This is a genomic window from Actinomyces vulturis, from assembly GCF_001687305.1.
GTDB lineage: Bacteria > Actinomycetota > Actinomycetes > Actinomycetales > Actinomycetaceae > Actinomyces > Actinomyces vulturis.
This window is the reverse complement of the sequence record NZ_KV700385.1, coordinates 651,446-668,717: the sequence shown is the minus strand read 5'-3', so window position 1 is coordinate 668,717 and position 17,272 is coordinate 651,446. Positions and strand designations below refer to the sequence as shown.

At 53.2% G+C, this 17,272-nt stretch carries 15 protein-coding genes and 1 tRNA gene; 12 read left to right on the top strand and 4 right to left on the bottom strand.

Going from position 1 to position 17,272, the window contains the following annotated elements; all coding sequences use genetic code 11:
• The first annotated feature begins 154 nt into the window (after positions 1 to 154).
• Both A9753_RS02770 and A9753_RS02765 read left to right on the top strand, forming a co-directional pair.
• Positions 155 to 1,096, top strand: a complete 942-nt coding sequence (locus tag A9753_RS02770) for an ROK family glucokinase (RefSeq protein WP_083090216.1) — start codon at positions 155 to 157, stop codon at positions 1,094 to 1,096.
• A 204-nt stretch (positions 1,097 to 1,300) separates the two neighbouring features.
• On the top strand, positions 1,301 to 2,416 hold the full coding sequence (locus tag A9753_RS02765) for an AI-2E family transporter (RefSeq protein ID WP_083090260.1): 1,116 nt from the start codon (positions 1,301 to 1,303) through the stop codon (positions 2,414 to 2,416).
• A gap of 162 nt (positions 2,417 to 2,578) precedes the next feature.
• On the opposite strand, the gene A9753_RS02760 is transcribed toward A9753_RS02765, so the two are convergent.
• Positions 2,579 to 3,658, bottom strand: coding sequence for an alpha/beta hydrolase (locus A9753_RS02760; RefSeq protein ID WP_067779792.1), 1,080 nt, complete (start codon positions 3,656 to 3,658; stop codon positions 2,579 to 2,581).
• A gap of 61 nt (positions 3,659 to 3,719) precedes the next feature.
• Between A9753_RS02760 and A9753_RS02755 the strand changes: the two genes are divergently transcribed.
• Positions 3,720 to 4,169 (top strand): S-ribosylhomocysteine lyase, encoded by a 450-nt coding sequence (locus A9753_RS02755; RefSeq protein WP_425394244.1) that lies wholly within the window; start codon positions 3,720 to 3,722, stop codon positions 4,167 to 4,169.
• Positions 4,166 to 4,903 carry a 5'-methylthioadenosine/S-adenosylhomocysteine nucleosidase gene (gene mtnN, locus A9753_RS02750; protein ID WP_067779786.1) on the top strand — a complete coding sequence of 246 codons (738 nt, stop codon included), beginning with the start codon at positions 4,166 to 4,168 and terminating at the stop codon, positions 4,901 to 4,903. The genes A9753_RS02755 and mtnN overlap by 4 nt, the downstream gene beginning before the upstream one ends.
• Before the next feature lies 1 nt (position 4,904).
• Here mtnN and A9753_RS02745 read toward each other — a convergent pair whose 3' ends face one another.
• Positions 4,905 to 6,479 (bottom strand): aspartate:alanine exchanger family transporter, encoded by a 1,575-nt coding sequence (locus tag A9753_RS02745; protein ID WP_067779783.1) that lies wholly within the window; start codon positions 6,477 to 6,479, stop codon positions 4,905 to 4,907.
• Positions 6,480 to 6,793: 314 nt separating this feature from the next.
• On the opposite strand from A9753_RS02745, the gene A9753_RS02740 reads away from it, so the two are divergent.
• Positions 6,794 to 7,264: a VanZ family protein gene (locus tag A9753_RS02740; RefSeq protein WP_083090214.1), complete on the top strand. Its 471-nt coding sequence runs from the start codon at positions 6,794 to 6,796 to the stop codon at positions 7,262 to 7,264.
• A 119-nt stretch (positions 7,265 to 7,383) separates the two neighbouring features.
• Here the strand turns inward: A9753_RS02740 and A9753_RS02735 are convergent.
• Positions 7,384 to 7,467 (bottom strand) — tRNA-Leu (locus A9753_RS02735).
• A gap of 290 nt (positions 7,468 to 7,757) precedes the next feature.
• On the opposite strand from A9753_RS02735, the gene A9753_RS02730 reads away from it, so the two are divergent.
• Genes A9753_RS02730 through pknB form a run of 7 tightly spaced genes read left to right on the top strand, consistent with a single transcriptional unit; the run spans position 7,758 to position 16,647 of the window.
• A complete protein-coding gene (locus A9753_RS02730) occupies positions 7,758 to 8,462 on the top strand; it encodes an FHA domain-containing protein (RefSeq protein ID WP_067779777.1) in 705 nt (234 codons plus the stop codon).
• A complete protein-coding gene (locus A9753_RS02725) occupies positions 8,459 to 8,971 on the top strand; it encodes an FHA domain-containing protein FhaB/FipA (RefSeq protein ID WP_067779774.1) in 513 nt (170 codons plus the stop codon). Before A9753_RS02730 ends, A9753_RS02725 begins: the two co-directional genes overlap by 4 nt.
• Positions 8,968 to 10,359 carry a PP2C family protein-serine/threonine phosphatase gene (locus tag A9753_RS02720; RefSeq protein WP_067779772.1) on the top strand — a complete coding sequence of 464 codons (1,392 nt, stop codon included), beginning with the start codon at positions 8,968 to 8,970 and terminating at the stop codon, positions 10,357 to 10,359. Before A9753_RS02725 ends, A9753_RS02720 begins: the two co-directional genes overlap by 4 nt.
• A gap of 6 nt (positions 10,360 to 10,365) precedes the next feature.
• The gene (locus tag A9753_RS02715; RefSeq protein WP_067779769.1) at positions 10,366 to 12,054 is read left to right on the top strand and encodes an FtsW/RodA/SpoVE family cell cycle protein; all 1,689 of its coding nucleotides are present in this window, start codon (positions 10,366 to 10,368) and stop codon (positions 12,052 to 12,054) included.
• Positions 12,051 to 13,544, top strand: coding sequence for a peptidoglycan D,D-transpeptidase FtsI family protein (locus A9753_RS02710; RefSeq protein WP_067779766.1), 1,494 nt, complete (start codon positions 12,051 to 12,053; stop codon positions 13,542 to 13,544). The genes A9753_RS02715 and A9753_RS02710 overlap by 4 nt, the downstream gene beginning before the upstream one ends.
• Positions 13,541 to 14,767 (top strand): serine/threonine-protein kinase, encoded by a 1,227-nt coding sequence (locus tag A9753_RS02705; RefSeq protein ID WP_067779763.1) that lies wholly within the window; start codon positions 13,541 to 13,543, stop codon positions 14,765 to 14,767. Before A9753_RS02710 ends, A9753_RS02705 begins: the two co-directional genes overlap by 4 nt.
• Positions 14,764 to 16,647, top strand: a complete 1,884-nt coding sequence (gene pknB / locus A9753_RS02700; RefSeq protein ID WP_067779760.1) for a Stk1 family PASTA domain-containing Ser/Thr kinase — start codon at positions 14,764 to 14,766, stop codon at positions 16,645 to 16,647. The genes A9753_RS02705 and pknB overlap by 4 nt, the downstream gene beginning before the upstream one ends.
• Before the next feature lie 176 nt (positions 16,648 to 16,823).
• Here the strand turns inward: pknB and A9753_RS02695 are convergent, their stop codons facing one another.
• Positions 16,824 to 17,168 carry a cell division protein CrgA gene (locus tag A9753_RS02695; protein ID WP_067779757.1) on the bottom strand — a complete coding sequence of 115 codons (345 nt, stop codon included), beginning with the start codon at positions 17,166 to 17,168 and terminating at the stop codon, positions 16,824 to 16,826.
• Between the last annotated feature and the right edge of the window lie 104 nt (positions 17,169 to 17,272).

Below are 17,272 nucleotides of genomic sequence, written 5' to 3'. Positions count from 1 at the left end.
TGTGACCTTGGACATTAAGTTGACATACTGACACAATAAGCGCTGATACTCTCCCAGAGTGTCAGCGCTTGTCATTACGCATCGCAGGTAGTGGCTTTTTAGGTATCAATCAACGATGCCTTTCCCAATGATTCATTCAAGGAGATGGTCTGCAATGGTGCTCAGCATCGGAGTAGATGTTGGCGGAACGAAGATTGCCGCAGGTGTCGTTGACGAAGACGGTCAGGTTCTCACCACCATTCGCCGTCCCTCCCCCGCCAATGAACGTGAACAAATTTCACGCACCATTGCTGACATGGCTAATGAACTAGCTGCTGAATATGACGTGGCTTGCGTCGGTATTGGTGCCGCAGGCTTTGTTGCTGCAGACCGCGCCACTATTGCCTACGGCACCAACCTGGACTGGACGGGTGAACCCCTGGGCGAAAAGGTTAGTGCTCTGTGCAATCTTCCCGTGGTGGTGGAAAACGACGCGAATGCTGCTGGCTGGGCAGAACACCGTTTCGGTGCGGCTAAAGGCAAGAATGACGCCCTCATCGTGACCCTAGGAACGGGCGTCGGTGGCGCTATTGTGGTCAACGGTGAACTATGCCGCGGTGGCGCAGGATTTGCCTCTGAAATCGGACATATCATGGCTGTTCCTGGTGGCCGTCACTGCGGTTGTGGCCAGCGTGGATGCTTAGAGCGCTACTGTTCTGGAACTGCTCTTGCTGCCAATGCTCGCGAGCGAGCGCAGTCTCTTCCTGAACTATGTCCCGAAATGATTGCCGCCGCCAATGGTGATGCTGACAAGATCACTGGTCTATGCGTCCTTAAAGCTGCTCGCCGAGGAGAGCAGGCTGCACTAGATTCCTTCCACGAATTAGCTCACTACCTGGGTGCTGGTTTAGCCACACTGGCAGCAGTCACGGACCCTGAGGTCATCGTGCTTGCCGGTGGCCTAATTGACTCTGCTGAGTTCTTCCTTGAGGAAACTCGTGAGTCTTTTACTCAACACCTAACAGCTCGTGCTCATCGTCCTAAAATTCCGATTGTTCTTGCTCAAGCCGGTGCTCACGCGGGTCTAGTAGGTGCCGCTGACCTGGCTCGTCAGTAACACGCCGTACGCAATAGGCATCATGATTGACTCATTGAACCTACGTCGAAACTGACACGCAGTCACCATGATGCTAATAGCGACCTTCCTGCCAGCTTCTTCTAGCCGTAGAAGATCATTCGTTTTCCGTTTTCTTACGCAATACCTCAGTATTGTGGATTTAATCATTCACACCATTGATGAATCTCATGGGACACTATGCCCATGACTTCACCTTCCTCACGCATCAAGACTCGTAACACTGATCAACCAATACCTCTTCAGTCTGCGACTCGGAGCCAAGGTGAAACCTTTGCCTTAACGCTGGCCGCCCTGACAGTTGGCGCTGGCGGTCTATGGCTAGCTCGCTCCATCGTGGGTCCGGCATTCTTTGCGTTAACGCTGGTCATCACTGTCCACCCCTTGATGACATGGTTAGTGAAGAAAAAAGTTCCGCGATGGCTTGCTGCTGTCTGCGGAGTGGGCGTGATCTACCTGTTCGTCTTGGGTTTGTTCGCCGCCTTGGGAGCCTCATTAACACAGTTTATTTATGTGGTTCCTAAATACGCTGATCAACTCCAGACATTCGCCGATTCCATGATGAACGCACTGGCCAAAATCGGCGTAGATGAAGCCATGATTATGAAGCAGGTGGAGACTTTCGATACCAACAAAATTGTTGGCCTCGCCTCCTCGTTCGTTGGCCAAGTATCCAACGTCAGTTCCTTGCTTCTTCTACTCATGTTGACAGTCGCTTTCTTAACCTTCGACGTATCCCAGATTGAAGCACGTTCCCGCGCACTGGCTCGCATTAAACCTGAGATCTACCACGCACTGGAAGGGTTCTCCTCGTCAGTACGCTCCTACTGGCTGGTTTCGACCATCTTCGGTTTGATCGTGGCTGTTCTCGACGTGGGCGCACTATTCATTCTTGGGGTACCGATGGCCATTACCTGGGGCGTGGTGTCATTCATTACGAACTACATCCCTAACATCGGCTTTGTGATCGGTGTGATCCCGCCCGCTCTTCTTGGCCTGGTTAGTGGCGGCCCCTGGACTGCTTTGTGGGTGATCGTGTCTTACTCGGTCCTGAACTTCGTTATTCAGTCCCTCATCCAGCCCAAGTTCACCGGTGATGCCGTGGGTCTGAATACCACCATCACCTTTCTGTCCTTAGTGCTATGGACTCTCATTATTGGTGGTCTTGGCGCCATTCTCGCTGTGCCCTTAACTCTGTTGACCAAGTCACTGCTTATCGATTCTGACCCCGATTCTCGCTGGCTGACAATCTTTTTGACCGACGGAGACAAAGATCCCTACGCCAAGCCCCGCAAGGCTTAAAGAGTCTTCCACCTACTGTATGGAAGCAAAGAAGGCAATGGAGTCGTTGTTGAGGGGCTGGCGCTGTTTAGCGCTAGCCCCTCAACAAGTTTTCTCATCACTGCTTGCCATATTCTGGATAGAAACGCCTCCCACTCCTCTCATTTTTGACAGAGCAAGACTTCACTTAGTAGGCACAGGATAGAAATGGTCAAGCCACGATAAGGTGACGGCCCAGAAGTCTGTAGGACACATACGGCGAACTTGGTGACCTGCTCCCGGAATCATCACTGCCTGGCAACGGCTATTCGCTTCTTCACAACGAACGCTATGATCCCCATCAACATGAGCACATGAATCAATAATCTGGTTCTCTCCCCATTCATGGGAGGAGGCAGGCACATATTCAGGCTGAGTATCAGAAGCGGTGACCAGTTCTTCCGACTGATCATTGGGCAGGACACCAGTCCCCTGATCGTCCCGCATTTGTACACCCCAGTCACTTGACTGTTGGCGCTCATAGGCCTGCGCTACCGTCCACCCCATAGCCTTCAGTGCCTCCAAACCCTTCACCCCTACGCGTGCTGACCCTGGCACATCACCGGTAAGAACAAGAGCAAGCCGGCCAGCATCCACCAGCCCACGCATCCATTTTTCCCAAGGAACCGGCGGGCATACCACGCCGCTAGCAAGAATCGCATCATCAACCATCTGACTAGCCCACGCACTGACCAACGCTTCCTTCTCCGGCATAGAGTCACTCTCAAGCCCTGACTGTGCAGCACCCACCAAGTTCTCCCGATCCTCGTGTACAGCACGCAAGCGAGTTTGACCACGGGAAAGCAATTGCTCGTCGCTGCGAGTCCCATACAGAGCAGGGTCTTCACACACGGCACCGCTCACCAATTCAGGATGCTCAAGAGCAACCACACCGGCAGTCGCCCCGCCCATGGAATGACCAATAATGACCGGACGCGGAGGGCAGGGAACATCACGGCTAGCCGCGAGCGCCTCATCGTAAGTGCGCAAGGTAGTCAATAAGTCCACCAAATCATCGACAAGCACCTGCCCGTCATCACCCTCACGCCATCGTGGGGATAATCCGTGTCCACGAAAGTCTGGAGTGATGACACGGTAGCCGGCGGCGAGAAGGCGCTCCACGGCGTCGGTCAGAGAGAAAGCACTGCCCGACAGGCCGTGACACAGGACGATAGCGGGGGCGAATGCGGGGCCGGAGGTGACATAACTCAGTGGGGTGTCCATATGCCTAGTGTGCCAGGCAAGGCACAATAGGACCATGAGCGAACCCACCCGCGCCAAGCGCATGAACGTTGAATCCTTTAACCTCGACCATCGCGCCGTGCGTGCCCCCTACGTGCGCGTGGCTGACACCAAGACTCTCCCCGGTGGGGATACCCTCATCAAATACGATGTACGCTTTTGCCAACCCAACAGTGAACACCTAGAAATGCCCACGGTGCACTCCATTGAGCACCTGACCGCAGAACTCATGCGCAACCACACTGATCGCCTGGTTGACTTCTCCCCTATGGGCTGCCAGACCGGTTTCTACGCCATTACGCTCGGACTTGAGCCTGCAGCATTCATGGATATTCTCGCCGCCACCTTCGCTGACCTACTTGAGGCCACGGAAGTTCCCGCCGCCAATGAAGAACAGTGTGGTTGGGGCGCCAACCACACCCTTCAAGGCGCTCAGGAAGCTGTACGAGCATTCCTGTCCAAGCGTGATGAGTGGACTGAGGTTATGGCATGAGCGGATTACTTGCCGTTAACGTGGCTATGGAACTGGAAGCTCAGCCGTTCTTTAACGCCATGACTGTCCACGAAACCGCTGAGGTTGCTGGGCTTCGTCTCTACTTGGGTAGCCCCAGGGAGGACAACAATCCTCGCTCCACTATGGTGCTGTGCATTAGCGGCATCGGCCTGGTCAACGCCGCACGCGCCGCCACCCATATGCTCACCACCTACGATGTGGACCTGCTGGTCAGTGCCGGCACCGCTGGTGGCCTGGCTCCCGAAGTCAACGTGGGTGACGTGTGCGTGGCCACCAACCTTGCTTTTACCGACGCCGATGCCACCGTTTTTGGTTATGAACGCGGCCAAATCCCTGGGTCGCCTGCCGTCTTCAATGGTGACGATGAGACTTGTGACCGCGTAGTGCGTGCAGGCTCTAGTCCGTTGATGGATTGTGCTGTGGAGCAGGGCAAGGCCCTTGAACCTGTCATTCATACCGGCCAAATGCTTGCAGGCAACTCTTTCATCACGCAAGCAAATGTGGCTGATACCCGCGAGGTATTCCCCCATGCGGTGAGTACCGATATGGAATCCACCGCTCTGGCTCAAGTAGCTCACGCCTACGACGTAAAGTTCCAGTCGGTACGTGGTATTTCAGACCTCTGCGGGCCTGCTGCTGACCAAGATTTCCATCTGGACGCTGAACTGGCTGCTGCCCGTAGCGCTGCCGTAGTGTTGGCGGCGCTGGCCTGATTTAGAGGGCAACGAGGACCTGCACCATCACAATTTTGACAACGATGGCGAGCGCAAACAAGGTGGCGTAACCAGCTTCAATGCGCTCGTCATCGTCCATACTCAAGGCAAAAGAAAGGATAGCGGGTTGGCCTACAAGACCAGCCAGGCCACCTGCTGCGCGCTGGGGACTCAAGCCAATGAGCCGAGATCCACCCACTAAAATGATGGCGTTGACGACAATGATCAGCGCCGCTAAACCGCCCACAGCAATACCTGTCATAGAAAAAGCCGAGGCAGCAAAATCAGGGCCGGAAGCTAAGCCAATGGCGGCCAAGAAGAACAACAGCCCCAACTGACGAATAGTGGAGTTTGCTGCGTGAGGAAGTCCCCAGATGAAGGGACCGGTACGACCCAGACGACCAAGAATCATGCCCACCACCAAAGGGCCTGCAGCTACGCCGAGTTTGAATATGATACCGCCAGGAAGTGGAATAGCAATCAAGCCTGCAGCCACACCAAGCGCCATCCCCAATCCAACAGTAAAAGCATCAATGGTAGCGATGGATTTTTCTGAATCACCAAAGAGAGTGGCCGCTTCTTCGAGTTGATCGGAAGGAACCACAGCGAGAACACGGTCACCCAGTTCGAGGACTAGGTCATCGGTGGCGAGCATGTCGCGGTCTGCACGCTTAACTCGAGTAATCACGCCATGAAATCGCGTAGGCATATCGAGCTCACCAATAGTACGACCAGCCACTTTGTCACTTGAAACGGTCAAGCGGCGAAAATCCACCACACTGCGATCTTTTGCTAGGCACGTGGAGTGAGATCCGCCAAGGTCTGCAATAGCATGATCGAGTGCTTCATCGCTGCCGACCACGACAACATGATCCCCGGGGAGCAGTTCATCATCGGGATGAATAACGCGAGTGTGGCCGTCACGTTCAAGGTAGGACAAACGCAGTTCGTTACGGGCAAATCCCGGGATTTCCTTAATACGGATTGTGGTGAGCACTTCGACAGTAGTGGCATGAATGCCTTGTGCTCCTGGTGATTGAGGGTCGCGGGGGCTGTCCCATGAGCGTCGAAGAATCAGTGCTACGAGAATAATGGCAACCGCTACGCCTACGGGGTAAGCCAGCGCGTATCCCACGGCGGGTTCGCTGTTGCCTGCTGCTTCGATGGCGGCGTCAAGAACAGGTGAGGTCAGTGCGCCAGCGAATGCTCCGGCGTCCATCGCGGGGGTGACTCCCGTGAGGTGACTCCATACGGCGCCAGCAAGACCGGAAAGAATCAGAGCCACGACGCACAGCAGCATGATGGGCAACTGGCGTTTGAGATTTCGGAAGAAAGTATTTCCTGCACCGATACCAACCGTGTAGCAAAACAGGCCTAAACCGAGGCTGCGCAAGAGGGAGAGGTCAGCGCCCAAACGAGGATCGAGGGCCCCAATGGCCAGGCCAACAAACAATGCGCCTGCAGCACCGAAGCGAATAGGACCCACAGGGATTTGACCAACGGCCGTGCCCAAGCCAATCACCACAAACACAGTAAGCAGTGGAGCGCTAACAAGAAGGTCGATGAGCGAATTCACCGTCCAAGACTAAGTCTGTAAAGACCTGAGGTCACTGCTAGAAAAAGAAAAGTGACAGAAATAAAGGAGTTCGTATCGTTCAGTCAGATTGATAAAGAATGTCATCACGAGAATTGAAAAATAAGGGATCCAGAAGTAGGTGAACGAAAACTGACAGACTTGCCCTGTAATCCCCCCCCCCCCTCACCACACGGCAACGATAGGAGATTCAGCGGTTACACTTACGTTGTCGCACGCAATTTTCCTCTAGCGAGCCCCCAAATATTTTTCACCCTTAGCACGCATCTACTTGTCACCAGAAACTTTCCTGTTCTATGCCTTCCTCACATCCTCAGCCCACATCCCCACAGCCCTGCACCCATGAACCACTTCCCTCATGGATTCACCGAGCATGCCGGTGGCTGACAGTCCCCATGCTTGTTGCTGTGGAGGTCGCAGTACTGTGGCCAAGCGGCAATGATGTAGCTCAGTTCAAGGACTCCGTTGGTCCGTGGTTCTTATCTCTTGTCGGCAAAGACGTCATTTTGAACTTTATCCTCATGGCACCACTCGCCTTCCTGCTCACCGTGGGATGGCCAAAGGTAAAACCATGGATTTGGGCCATTGCCATTACTGCGCTGAGCGCATTAGCGGAGACGATTCAATGGGCTTTTCCTATGCTTCATCGCCGGTCTTTATTCGCTAACGTTGTCGAAAACTCACTAGGCGGATGGCTGGCAATTGCTCTGGCCGTACTGCTCATGAGTTGGGCATCAAAGCGCTGGCCTCAACATAACAATCACTGAAATAGCGGATCGCCCTACAGACTTCACACTCCGTCATGTCAAGTGGGAATGAAGAAAATTTTCCCCGGAAAAACAACAAAACCGACGTGGTGAATACTCATCACATCGGTTTTGTTTCGTGCGCGGGGGGGGACTCGAACCCCCATGATCGTAAGATCACACGGACCTGAACCGTGCGCGTCTACCAATTCCGCCACTCGCGCGAAGCAGAGTTGAGACTAGCATGACTGGAGTACCTTTTGTCTACTTCAGCGCATCACCACCATAGGTGATACCTCACACACTCCCCTTTTCTAAACACTACGCCTCACCCAACGAAGACCCGTATCCATCCCAGGATGGGAATATCTCCCCCAAACACACACATTCCTTATACCTCACGGAGCGGAGTTAATTCCCAATCAACCGTTACGATGGTGGCAGGTATGAGTGTGGCCGTTCGTCACCGCCCCTCAGTCGAACAATGGCCAACACCGTCAGCGGAAGGATCACCATGGGATTATTTGATCGGTTTGAAAAAGGCGTAGAAAACGTCACGAACCGGGCCCTGTCTACCTTCGCCTCCGATGTTGAGCCCATTGAAATCTCTTCCAAAGTCAAGGAAACAATGGATAAGCGTGCAGCAACCTTCGCTCGCGACCGCTCCGTAGTACCCAACGTTTACGCCATCAAACTTTCCCCTCATGACCACAACCGTGTCATTGAATGGGGCAAAGAAGAGATGATCAACCAGATCGCTGACGTGATTACGACTCACGCACATGACCAAGGCTATTCCTTCGTCGGTCCCATCAATGTCTCAATCAGCGCTAATGAGGAATTATCTTCCCCTACCATTACCGTAGAAACCTCGGTTAAGCGTGGCGCCAGCGCTCCTGCTGCTGCAGCCATTGCCTCACGTCGCCACCCCATCATTGATGTGGGGGGCCAACGTTATGTTCTAACCGGTTCCACCACCATCATTGGTCGCGGTAGCGAAGCGGACATCATCGTTGATGATTCTGGGGTTTCCCGTCGTCATCTCGAATTGACGATTACCAATGACTTCCACACCATCGCCACGGATCTTCAATCCACGAACGGTACTTTTGTTGAAGGTCATCGCATTGAGCAGGCCACGTTAGTTGATGGCAACACCATCAAGATTGGTCGAACCACAATAATGTTCTTCAATGGAGATGATGAGGTCGCCGGGTGAGTGAACTTGCCTTTACGATCCTTCGCCTGGGATACCTACTGCTGCTATGGGTATTCCTGGCTTTAACTATGCATGTCCTACGCAAGGATATATTTGGCACCCCTTCTCGTAGCCGTAATCGCCGCTCAATGCGCAACGTGCTACCTGCTCCATTTGGCGCTAGTGCACCTACCCCGGTTTCTCATCCGGCTCCTGCCGTTGCTCCCGTTCGGCGCAAAGGTGCCACGCGACTGGTCATCACTGAGGGGCCACTTGCTGGATCAACTGTTCCCTTAACCCCGTCAAGCATCGTGATTGGGCGTTCCCCCTCGTGCACCTTGGTACTTGATGATGATTACGCCTCAGGCCGTCACGCACGAGTTTTCCCACAAGATGGTACGTGGTGGGTCGAAGACTTAGGATCAACGAACGGCACGATGCTGGGAGATTCGTTGATTACTGACACTGTTGAACTGCCCATTGGTGTGCCATTGCGAATTGGACAAACACGGTTGGAGCTAAGGCCATGACCATTTCACTGCGTTACGCAGCCCGCTCAGATGTAGGTCTGGTTCGCCAAAGCAACCAAGATTCCGGTTACGCCGGTCCTCACCTATGCATTCTCTGCGATGGCATGGGGGGCCCTGCTGGCGGTGACATTGCTTCAGCTATTGCTATTAGTCACCTTGCTCCATTGGAAGGTGACTCTCATAAGGCTGACGAACTACTTGATCTTCTTCGCAGCGCTGTTGACGATGCCCACACCGACTTAATGGCTCGTTCAGCCGAAAACCCCGACCTTGCTGGCTTGGGAACCACATGTATCGCGGTAATGCGCAGTGGCAACAAATTAGCGATGGTTCACGTGGGTGACTCGCGTGCGTATCTACTTCGTGATGGTGAACTTACTCAGGTCACCACCGATCACACTTTCGTTGAGTACCTCATTGAAACCGGTCGCCTCACCCCTGAACAAGCGCGCCGCCACCCGCAGCGTTCTGTTCTTCTTCGCGTCCTTGGGGATGGTGAAGGTGAAGTACTCCTTGATGAGTCCATTCGTGAAGCTGTTCCCGGTGACCGCTGGTTATTGTGCTCCGATGGCCTCTCTGGTCCCGTCACTGCCGCAACGATTGAGGAGATTCTTACCTCTGTTAACGATCCCGGTGACGCTGCCGAACGTCTCATTGATTTAGCGCTGAAAGCTGGTGGCCCTGATAACGTCACTGCGGTCATCTTCGATGTTGTTGACGATGATGGCCCAGCACAAAGGGACGTCCAAATTGTGGGTTCAGCAGCGAAAAATGCTGTAAATCCTGAGCCTTCTACTCCTTCCTCCCCCTCTTCAGCCGATAGTGCCTCATCGCCTGAGTCTGTTCATTCTCCCGCTCATACTTCTCCTGCAGCCAAAGCAGCGGCTTTACTGAATCCGCCGACCACTGAAGACGAGAACAAGGACAATTCTCCTGCTGATACGAGCATGCACCCGGCTAAGCCGCGACGTCTAGTGCTCAGATCATTGATGTGGGGTGGCATCATTGTTCTCCTAACTGTTCTTGCAGCCTTCCTAGGGTGGCGCTGGACTCAGACGCAGTATTACGTGGCCACAGATGGTAATGATGTGGTGATTTACCAAGGAATTCCTCAAAAACTTGGCCCCATCGAACTCTCTCATGTCACCAAACGCTATAAGTCTCCCCGAGTCGATGAACTCGATCCTCAAATGAGTCAGCGCCTGTCCGACACGGTTGCTCAGCCGTCGCTGGAAGCGGCTGAGGCGTATGTGGAAACCACAGTAAAATCTCACCTTGCTTCGCAAGACGCCGTCCCTCCGGCTAATCCATCTGTCTTGCCTTCGGCTTCTACTCCCTCAGTACGTTCCTCGCCCTCATCATCTCCTTCATCGACTCCCACCCCGTAAGGCCTGATGAGTAACGCTACTATCCATGCTCTTTCACCCCAAGGTTCTCCCCGTGGGGTTATTGGCGTATCCGCAGGACAAGATCGCGCAAAAACGAGCCGGCGTGCTGAGTTCCTTCTTCTTATCCCGGCCCTGCTTGTGGGCTTGGGAGGTTACTTACTGACATCACTAAACCGCTCTGGCCATATTCCGCCGTATTTTTATGAAATTACAGCAATCAGTGTGGTTATTGCGCTTGTTCTTCATTTATGGATACGTCATTGGGCCCCCTACGCTGACCCCGTTTTTCTCCCTATCGCAGTCGCCCTCAATGGCTTGGGCTTGGCGATGATTCAACGACTGGACTTGGCGTATATCAAGTTAGACCAACTTGATAACGTCATCGGCATCAAGCAGTTGCTGTGGTCGTGTATCGGTGTGCTCTTATGTGGTGCGATTGTGGTAATGATTCGTGACCATCGACAGTTACGCCGTTGGGATCGCTGGGCCATGTGGCTTGGTCTTGTGGCGCTCGTATTGCCCTTTGTTCCTGGCCTTGGCATTACGGTCAATGGTTCACGCATTTGGATTCTTATCCCTGGCTTGGGGATGAGTTTCCAGCCCGCTGAGTTAACCAAGGTACTTTTAGCTATTTTCTTCGCCTCTTACTTGGTGGCGAACCGTGACAATCTAGCTTTAGCATCCCGCCGTATTCTGGGTATGAGTTTCCCTCGTGCTCGTCACCTTCTTCCTCTGTTGGTGGTGTGGGGCCTATCCATTCTTGTGTTGGTGGCACAGCGCGACCTGGGCACATCGCTGATGTTGTTTGGTCTGTTCGTGGTAAGCATGTATGTGGCCACGGATCGCCCCAGTTGGTTGTTCTTAGGTGGCGCATTATTTATCCCTGCTGCGTGGTTCGCTGCTACTCATTTGGGTCACGTCTCTCGACGTATTACCGCCTGGCTTCACGCCATGGATAACGACGTCTACTCAGTCATTGGTGGCTCAGGACAGATTGTGTCTGGCTTATTTGGTTTAGCAAGTGGCGGTATTTTTGGAACCGGCTGGGGTCAGGGTTATCCCAACCTCGTCCCTTTTGCGAACTCGGACTTCATCGTTGCTTCCTTGGGTGAAGAACTGGGGCTAACTGGTTCACTAGCCATCATGCTCATGTACATCATCCTCATCGAGCGGGGGATGAGAACCGCTATGGCACTACGCGATGGGTTCGGCAAACTTCTTGCTGTGAGTCTGTCTTTCACGATGGCATTGCAGGTTTTTGTAGTGGTTGGGGGTATTACACGCCTGATCCCGCTAACCGGTTTAACGATGCCGTTCTTAGCTTATGGCGGCTCCTCCTTAGTGGCGAACTGGATTATTTTGGCTCTTCTTCTTCGCCTGTCTGATTCGGCGCGGCGTCCAGTCACTCACGTCCCGGCCATTATTGACACCGCTGATCTCCCAAAGAATGTCCGCAAGCGGATTATTCGCAGTGAGCACACTCCCCCTGCTGGTATGCGCCTAGCCCCATTACGAGCATTCTCCACGATCACTCCGGAGAAGGATTCATCCGCACGTTTTCGCGATATAGATTCCTCCTCATCATTCAACGCCGCATCTGAGGAGTCTTTGCCATCTAACCGCACCACCTCCTCACCTGAGTCAGAAACCGCGTTTACTCCACCCGTGGACACACCCGAAGGAGGTCAGGCATGAATCGTCAGATCCGTCACGTGTGGCTTCTTGTCATGGTGATGTTTACGACTTTGAGCGTGAGCCTGACCTCTATTCAGGCCTTTGATCGTCCTGCTTTATGGCAGTCACGTTCCGAATATGGCAATTTGGTGACTGACGGGCGTAACTCCCGCACAATTTATCGTGAGTACGGTCACTCACGCGGACCTATCGTTGTGGCTGGAACACCCATCGCGTCGTCGGTGCCCACTGATGATGCTTACGGGTATCAACGCGAGTACGCCAATGGACCCTTGTATGCTCCAGTCACCGGGTATTTCTCAACGGTCTTTTCCTCAATTACAGGACTAGAGCGCACCGAAAACACGATACTCAACGGTACGGCTCCCTCTTTGTTTGCCTCACGTTTACAAGCGTTAATCACTGGCACTCAGCCTCAGGGCGGTGCAGTGGAATTAACGATTGATCCGGGAATTCAGCAGGTTGCCTACGATGCGCTCGACGGACGCGAAGGTGCAGTGGTGGCGCTAGATCCGCATACCGGAGCCATTTTGGCGATGGTAACGTCACCAAGTTTTGATCCTAACGCCATCGCGTCTCACGATGCGCAGACTGCTCAAGATGCGTGGAATACCGATAATGCAGACCCCGCCCAACCTCTGGTGAACCGTGCAATTTCTGGCGACCTGTATCCTCCTGGCTCAACATTCAAAATTCTCACCACAGCTGCTGCCCTACGCACAGGGAAATTTACGCCGACATCCGAGGTGAATGCTCCCGACGCTTTAACCCTTCCGGGCACGAACCACGACCTCATTAACTATGCCGGTGAGGCATGCGGTAATGGCGTAGTTTCCCTCAGTTATGCTTTCGCCCAGTCTTGCAACACACCATTTGCGCAGATGGCCATGGATCTGGGACAAGAGGAATTAAGTCGAGAAGCTCATGGTTGGGGATTCGATGAAGCCTTATCTGTTCCTCTCACAGTGACTCCGTCAACTTTCCCGGACAATAGTGCGCCATCTGAGGTGGCCATGGCTGGCATTGGTCAGCAGTCTGTCCGCGCGACCCCGCTAATGATGGCGATGGTGGCTGCCACAGTTGCTAACAATGGTGTGCAAATGCGTCCCTATCTGGTGGCCCGCACCATGGATGCCGATCTTAATGTCCTGTCCACCACCGATCCGATGGTATTGCGTACCCCAGTGACTCCCGAAGTAGCCCAGGATCTTCGATCCATGATGGGCGAAGTAGTCTCTTCCGGTACCGGCACTAACGCCAAGGTAACTGGTGCTCATGTATGGGGAAAGACGGGGACGGCTGAAACCGGTCATGCTGAAGGCGGCCCCACGGTATGGTTTGTGGGCTTTGCTGGCAGAAGCGAAGACAATCCGACTATTGCTTTGGCCGTGGTTCTTGATGGCGGTGCCCAGATTCCTGATGGTGCCACAGGTGGAACACTGGCTGCTCCGATTGCTGCTCATATTATTGATGAGGCGGTGAATCGATGAAGCCTCGTGCTGGAATGGAATTACAGGGGCGTTATCTACTTCAAGAAATGATTGCCTTAGGCGGCATGGGTGAAGTATGGCGCGCCACCGACCTACGCAGTGGTCGCGCAGTTGCCGCTAAGATTCTCCGCCCCGAATTAGCCGGCGATGAGGTCTTTTTGCAGCGTCTTCGCGCAGAGACGGCAAACTCTCGTGGATTACGCCATCCTAATCTTGCGGTAGTTCTTGACGCTGGTGAACGCGGCGGAACTGGCTGGATCATTATGGAACTAGTCCATGGCACTGCACTGAGCGACATTATTGCTGAGCGCGGCTGCATGGATGCTCTCGAGATTTTGCCGATTCTTGCCCAAACTGCTCGCGCTTTGCATGTAGTCCATGAAGCCGGTGTCGTGCACCGTGATGTAAAGCCTTCAAATATTTTGATCACCACTGAGAATTTAGCCAAGCTCACTGATTTTGGTATTTCTACCTCGGCGGGTCAGTTACCGATGACTGCTGCAGGCATGGTGATGGGCACTGCCCAGTACTTGTCTCCTGAGCAGGCCATGGGTAATCCTGCTACCCCCGCCGGTGATATTTATTCCCTAGGTGTTATCGCGTTTGAAGCGCTCACTGGTAGTCGACCATTTTCTGGTGCTACCCAAGTTGATATTGCGTTTGCGCATGTCAATAATCCAATTCCTGCCATGCCTGATTCGGTGGATCCACGCGTGCAGGACTTAGTGCGTTGTTTACTGGCGAAGAAACCTACTGATCGACCTCATAGTGCTCGCGATACGGCTCGCATGATCGATCGTCTCGTAGTGCGTTTGTCCGACGCCGTATACACACCATCATCTAATACTTCTCAGTCCACTTTCGCTCCCGTTCAGCGCCCATCTGCTACCAGCGCTCACCCATCGTCAAAACGTCTAGAACCACCATCTCGCACTTCTCAACGTCCTATTCGAAAAGGCAACTCACCATCACGGAATACCCGGTCAGGGGGGCGTCATTTCGCTCAAGCCCCACGGACGCGCTCTCTTCCCCAAGTTTCATCATCATCGCCTTTAAAAAAGTTTGATGATATGGGTTCACGCCCATTGGTCAGAATTCTTGCGTTCGCACTGATTGTTTTGGCCTTGATTGCTATTGTTGCCGGAACAGTTTCAACTCTGGCATCAGTTGATTCTCGTGTGGATAACAGCCACACATTGCTTACCTCTAAGGAGGCACCGTGACAGATACAGTTCCACAGGTTCTTGCTGGCCGTTATGAGATTCGTGATCTCATCGGACGGGGCGGCATGGCTGAAGTGCATCTGGGCTATGACAAACGCCTGTCTCGGACAGTTGCCATTAAGGTGCTTCGCTCTGACATCGCCGATGATGCCACCTTCCAAGCTCGTTTTCGACGAGAAGCACAAAGTGCTGCCGCACTAAACCACCCAGCGATTGTGGCAGTCTACGACTCTGGTGAAGAATCCATCACTCATGCCGACGGTTCTGTCGCCAAAGTTCCCTACATTGTTATGGAATACGTAGAGGGCCATACAGTCCGCGAACTCATCGCCGAAGGTGAAGCAGTACCGATTGATGAAGCGGTAGAGATTGTCGTGGGCGTACTTGACGCCCTCGAATACTCACACCGGATCGGCATTGTTCACCGTGACATTAAGCCCGGAAACATCATGCTGACAGCCACCGGTGCCGTCAAAGTGATGGATTTCGGTATTGCCCGCGCCATCGAAGACTCAGCTGTCAGCGTGACCCAAACACACGCCGTCGTCGGAACAGCCCAATACTTGAGCCCTGAGCAGGCACGTGGAGAGAATGTAGATGCACGAAGCGATCTGTATTCCACCGGCTGTCTTCTCTATGAACTTCTTACCGGCCGCCCACCGTTTAAGGGAGATTCAGCGGTATCAATCGCCTATCAGCACGTTCGCGAAATTCCTCGAAAACCCAGTTCTATTGCACCAGATATCTCCGATGCGATTGACCGCGTTGTGCTGCAATCTTTGGCTAAGAAACGCGAAGATCGCTACCAGGATGCTGCACACATGCGTGCTGATCTACTACGCGCCGCTCGTGGAAGTGGCGCTGTTGCAGCTCCTTCAGTGGACAGTTGGACACAAGCCACCAGTGTGATGACCCCGACTCCTGATTCTGTAAATCAGGCAATGAACACAGCATCTGGAAACTTCTACGCTGAGGCCTCATCCCTGGATTCTCTCAATTCGACGCGCTCAGATATTCCTCCTGTCCCTAAGGCTGATCCACACTCTAAAGGTAAGCCTGCTTGGGTATGGATCTTCATTGTTGCTTTACTGGCATTGATAGCTGGCGCTATCGCCTACACGGTTTCCGGCGGCTTTGATAAAACTCCGGCACCTGAACCCACCGCGAGCCCCACAGTAGACGTATTGAAGATTCCAGATGTGACCAACATGGATGAGGCTGCTGCGCGCAACGCATTAGAAACCCTTGGCTTGGTATTTTCTAAGGGAAGTGACGTGGCCTCCGATACGGTTCCTGAAGGAAAGGCCGTATCCATGGATCCCAAGGCAGGTACAAAAGTGGCTCCTGGTGTGACGGTAACGGTCCACTTCTCCTCGGGATCTGCAATGGTCCCTGTTCCTGATGTTGCAAAAAAGACTCAGGCTGAAGCACGTGAAATCATCAGTAAGGCTGGTCTTGTTGTGGGAGATGTGACTACCGTCGATGCTCCCGATATCAAGGCTGGTCAAGTTGTTCGTACCGATCCGGTTGCTGGTACATCGGTGAAGCGTGGTTCTACGGTGAAGTTAGAACTGTCTTCGGGCAAGATCACTGTTCCCAATGGCGTCGTTGGTACTGAGCGTCAGCAAGCTGAACAGACGTTAAGTGAAGCAGGATTTACTCGTATCACCATCGTTATTGCGACAACTCATGATGAAACCATGAATAACGTTGTCGAATCGTGCTCACTTGAACCAGGCACGGTAGTGGATGCGGGAACAGAAATTAAATTGACCGTTGGTCAATACGAACCTGAGCCTACTGAACCTCCTCAGCCTGTTGAGCCCACCAAAGCTCCTGACAATGGTGCTAATCCAACGAAAGCACCAACGAACGGCTAAAACATCATAAGTTCTCAATGATGTAAGCAGTGATTTCTACGATCTCAGTTATTTGGTGATTGAAAAATCACTCATCTCTTCACCATAGGCCAATAGTCACTCCCGATCCACAAAAAGAGTGAACACATCTCATCTTTACTTATACTGCCACCGATTAAATCAACCGCACACAATGCTCAGTGCCAGCGTAGGAGTCCTAAGAATCCGGCAAACATCGAAAGAAAGCCAATGTAAAGGTTGCCATTGGCTAGCCAGTCAGAGCGATGGTTAGCGAAGAACCATGGGATAGGAAATTCCCCACCAGTCAAGTAAGTAATGACAACCCACAGCAGCCCCACCGTCATAATCCCGACCATGAGAGGGGCGTACCAGGAAGGGCTGACAGGGTCCTTGACCTTAGCGGGGGTGCGTGAGACACGGCTAGCTGCGGCACGTGATTCTTCAGCGCTCAGCTTAGCTGGATTTCCAGAGGTAAGCTTCGAAGAACGAATGTTCTTTACACGCTTGCGCGATTCTGGCACGCGATCCTCCCAGGGTAGCAGTCAATGACAATAGTGATGCTTAACTTTTCCCTTTCGCGGTGGGCGCAGGGCTTAGGCATCTCATGATAGTCCTAGCCTAAACT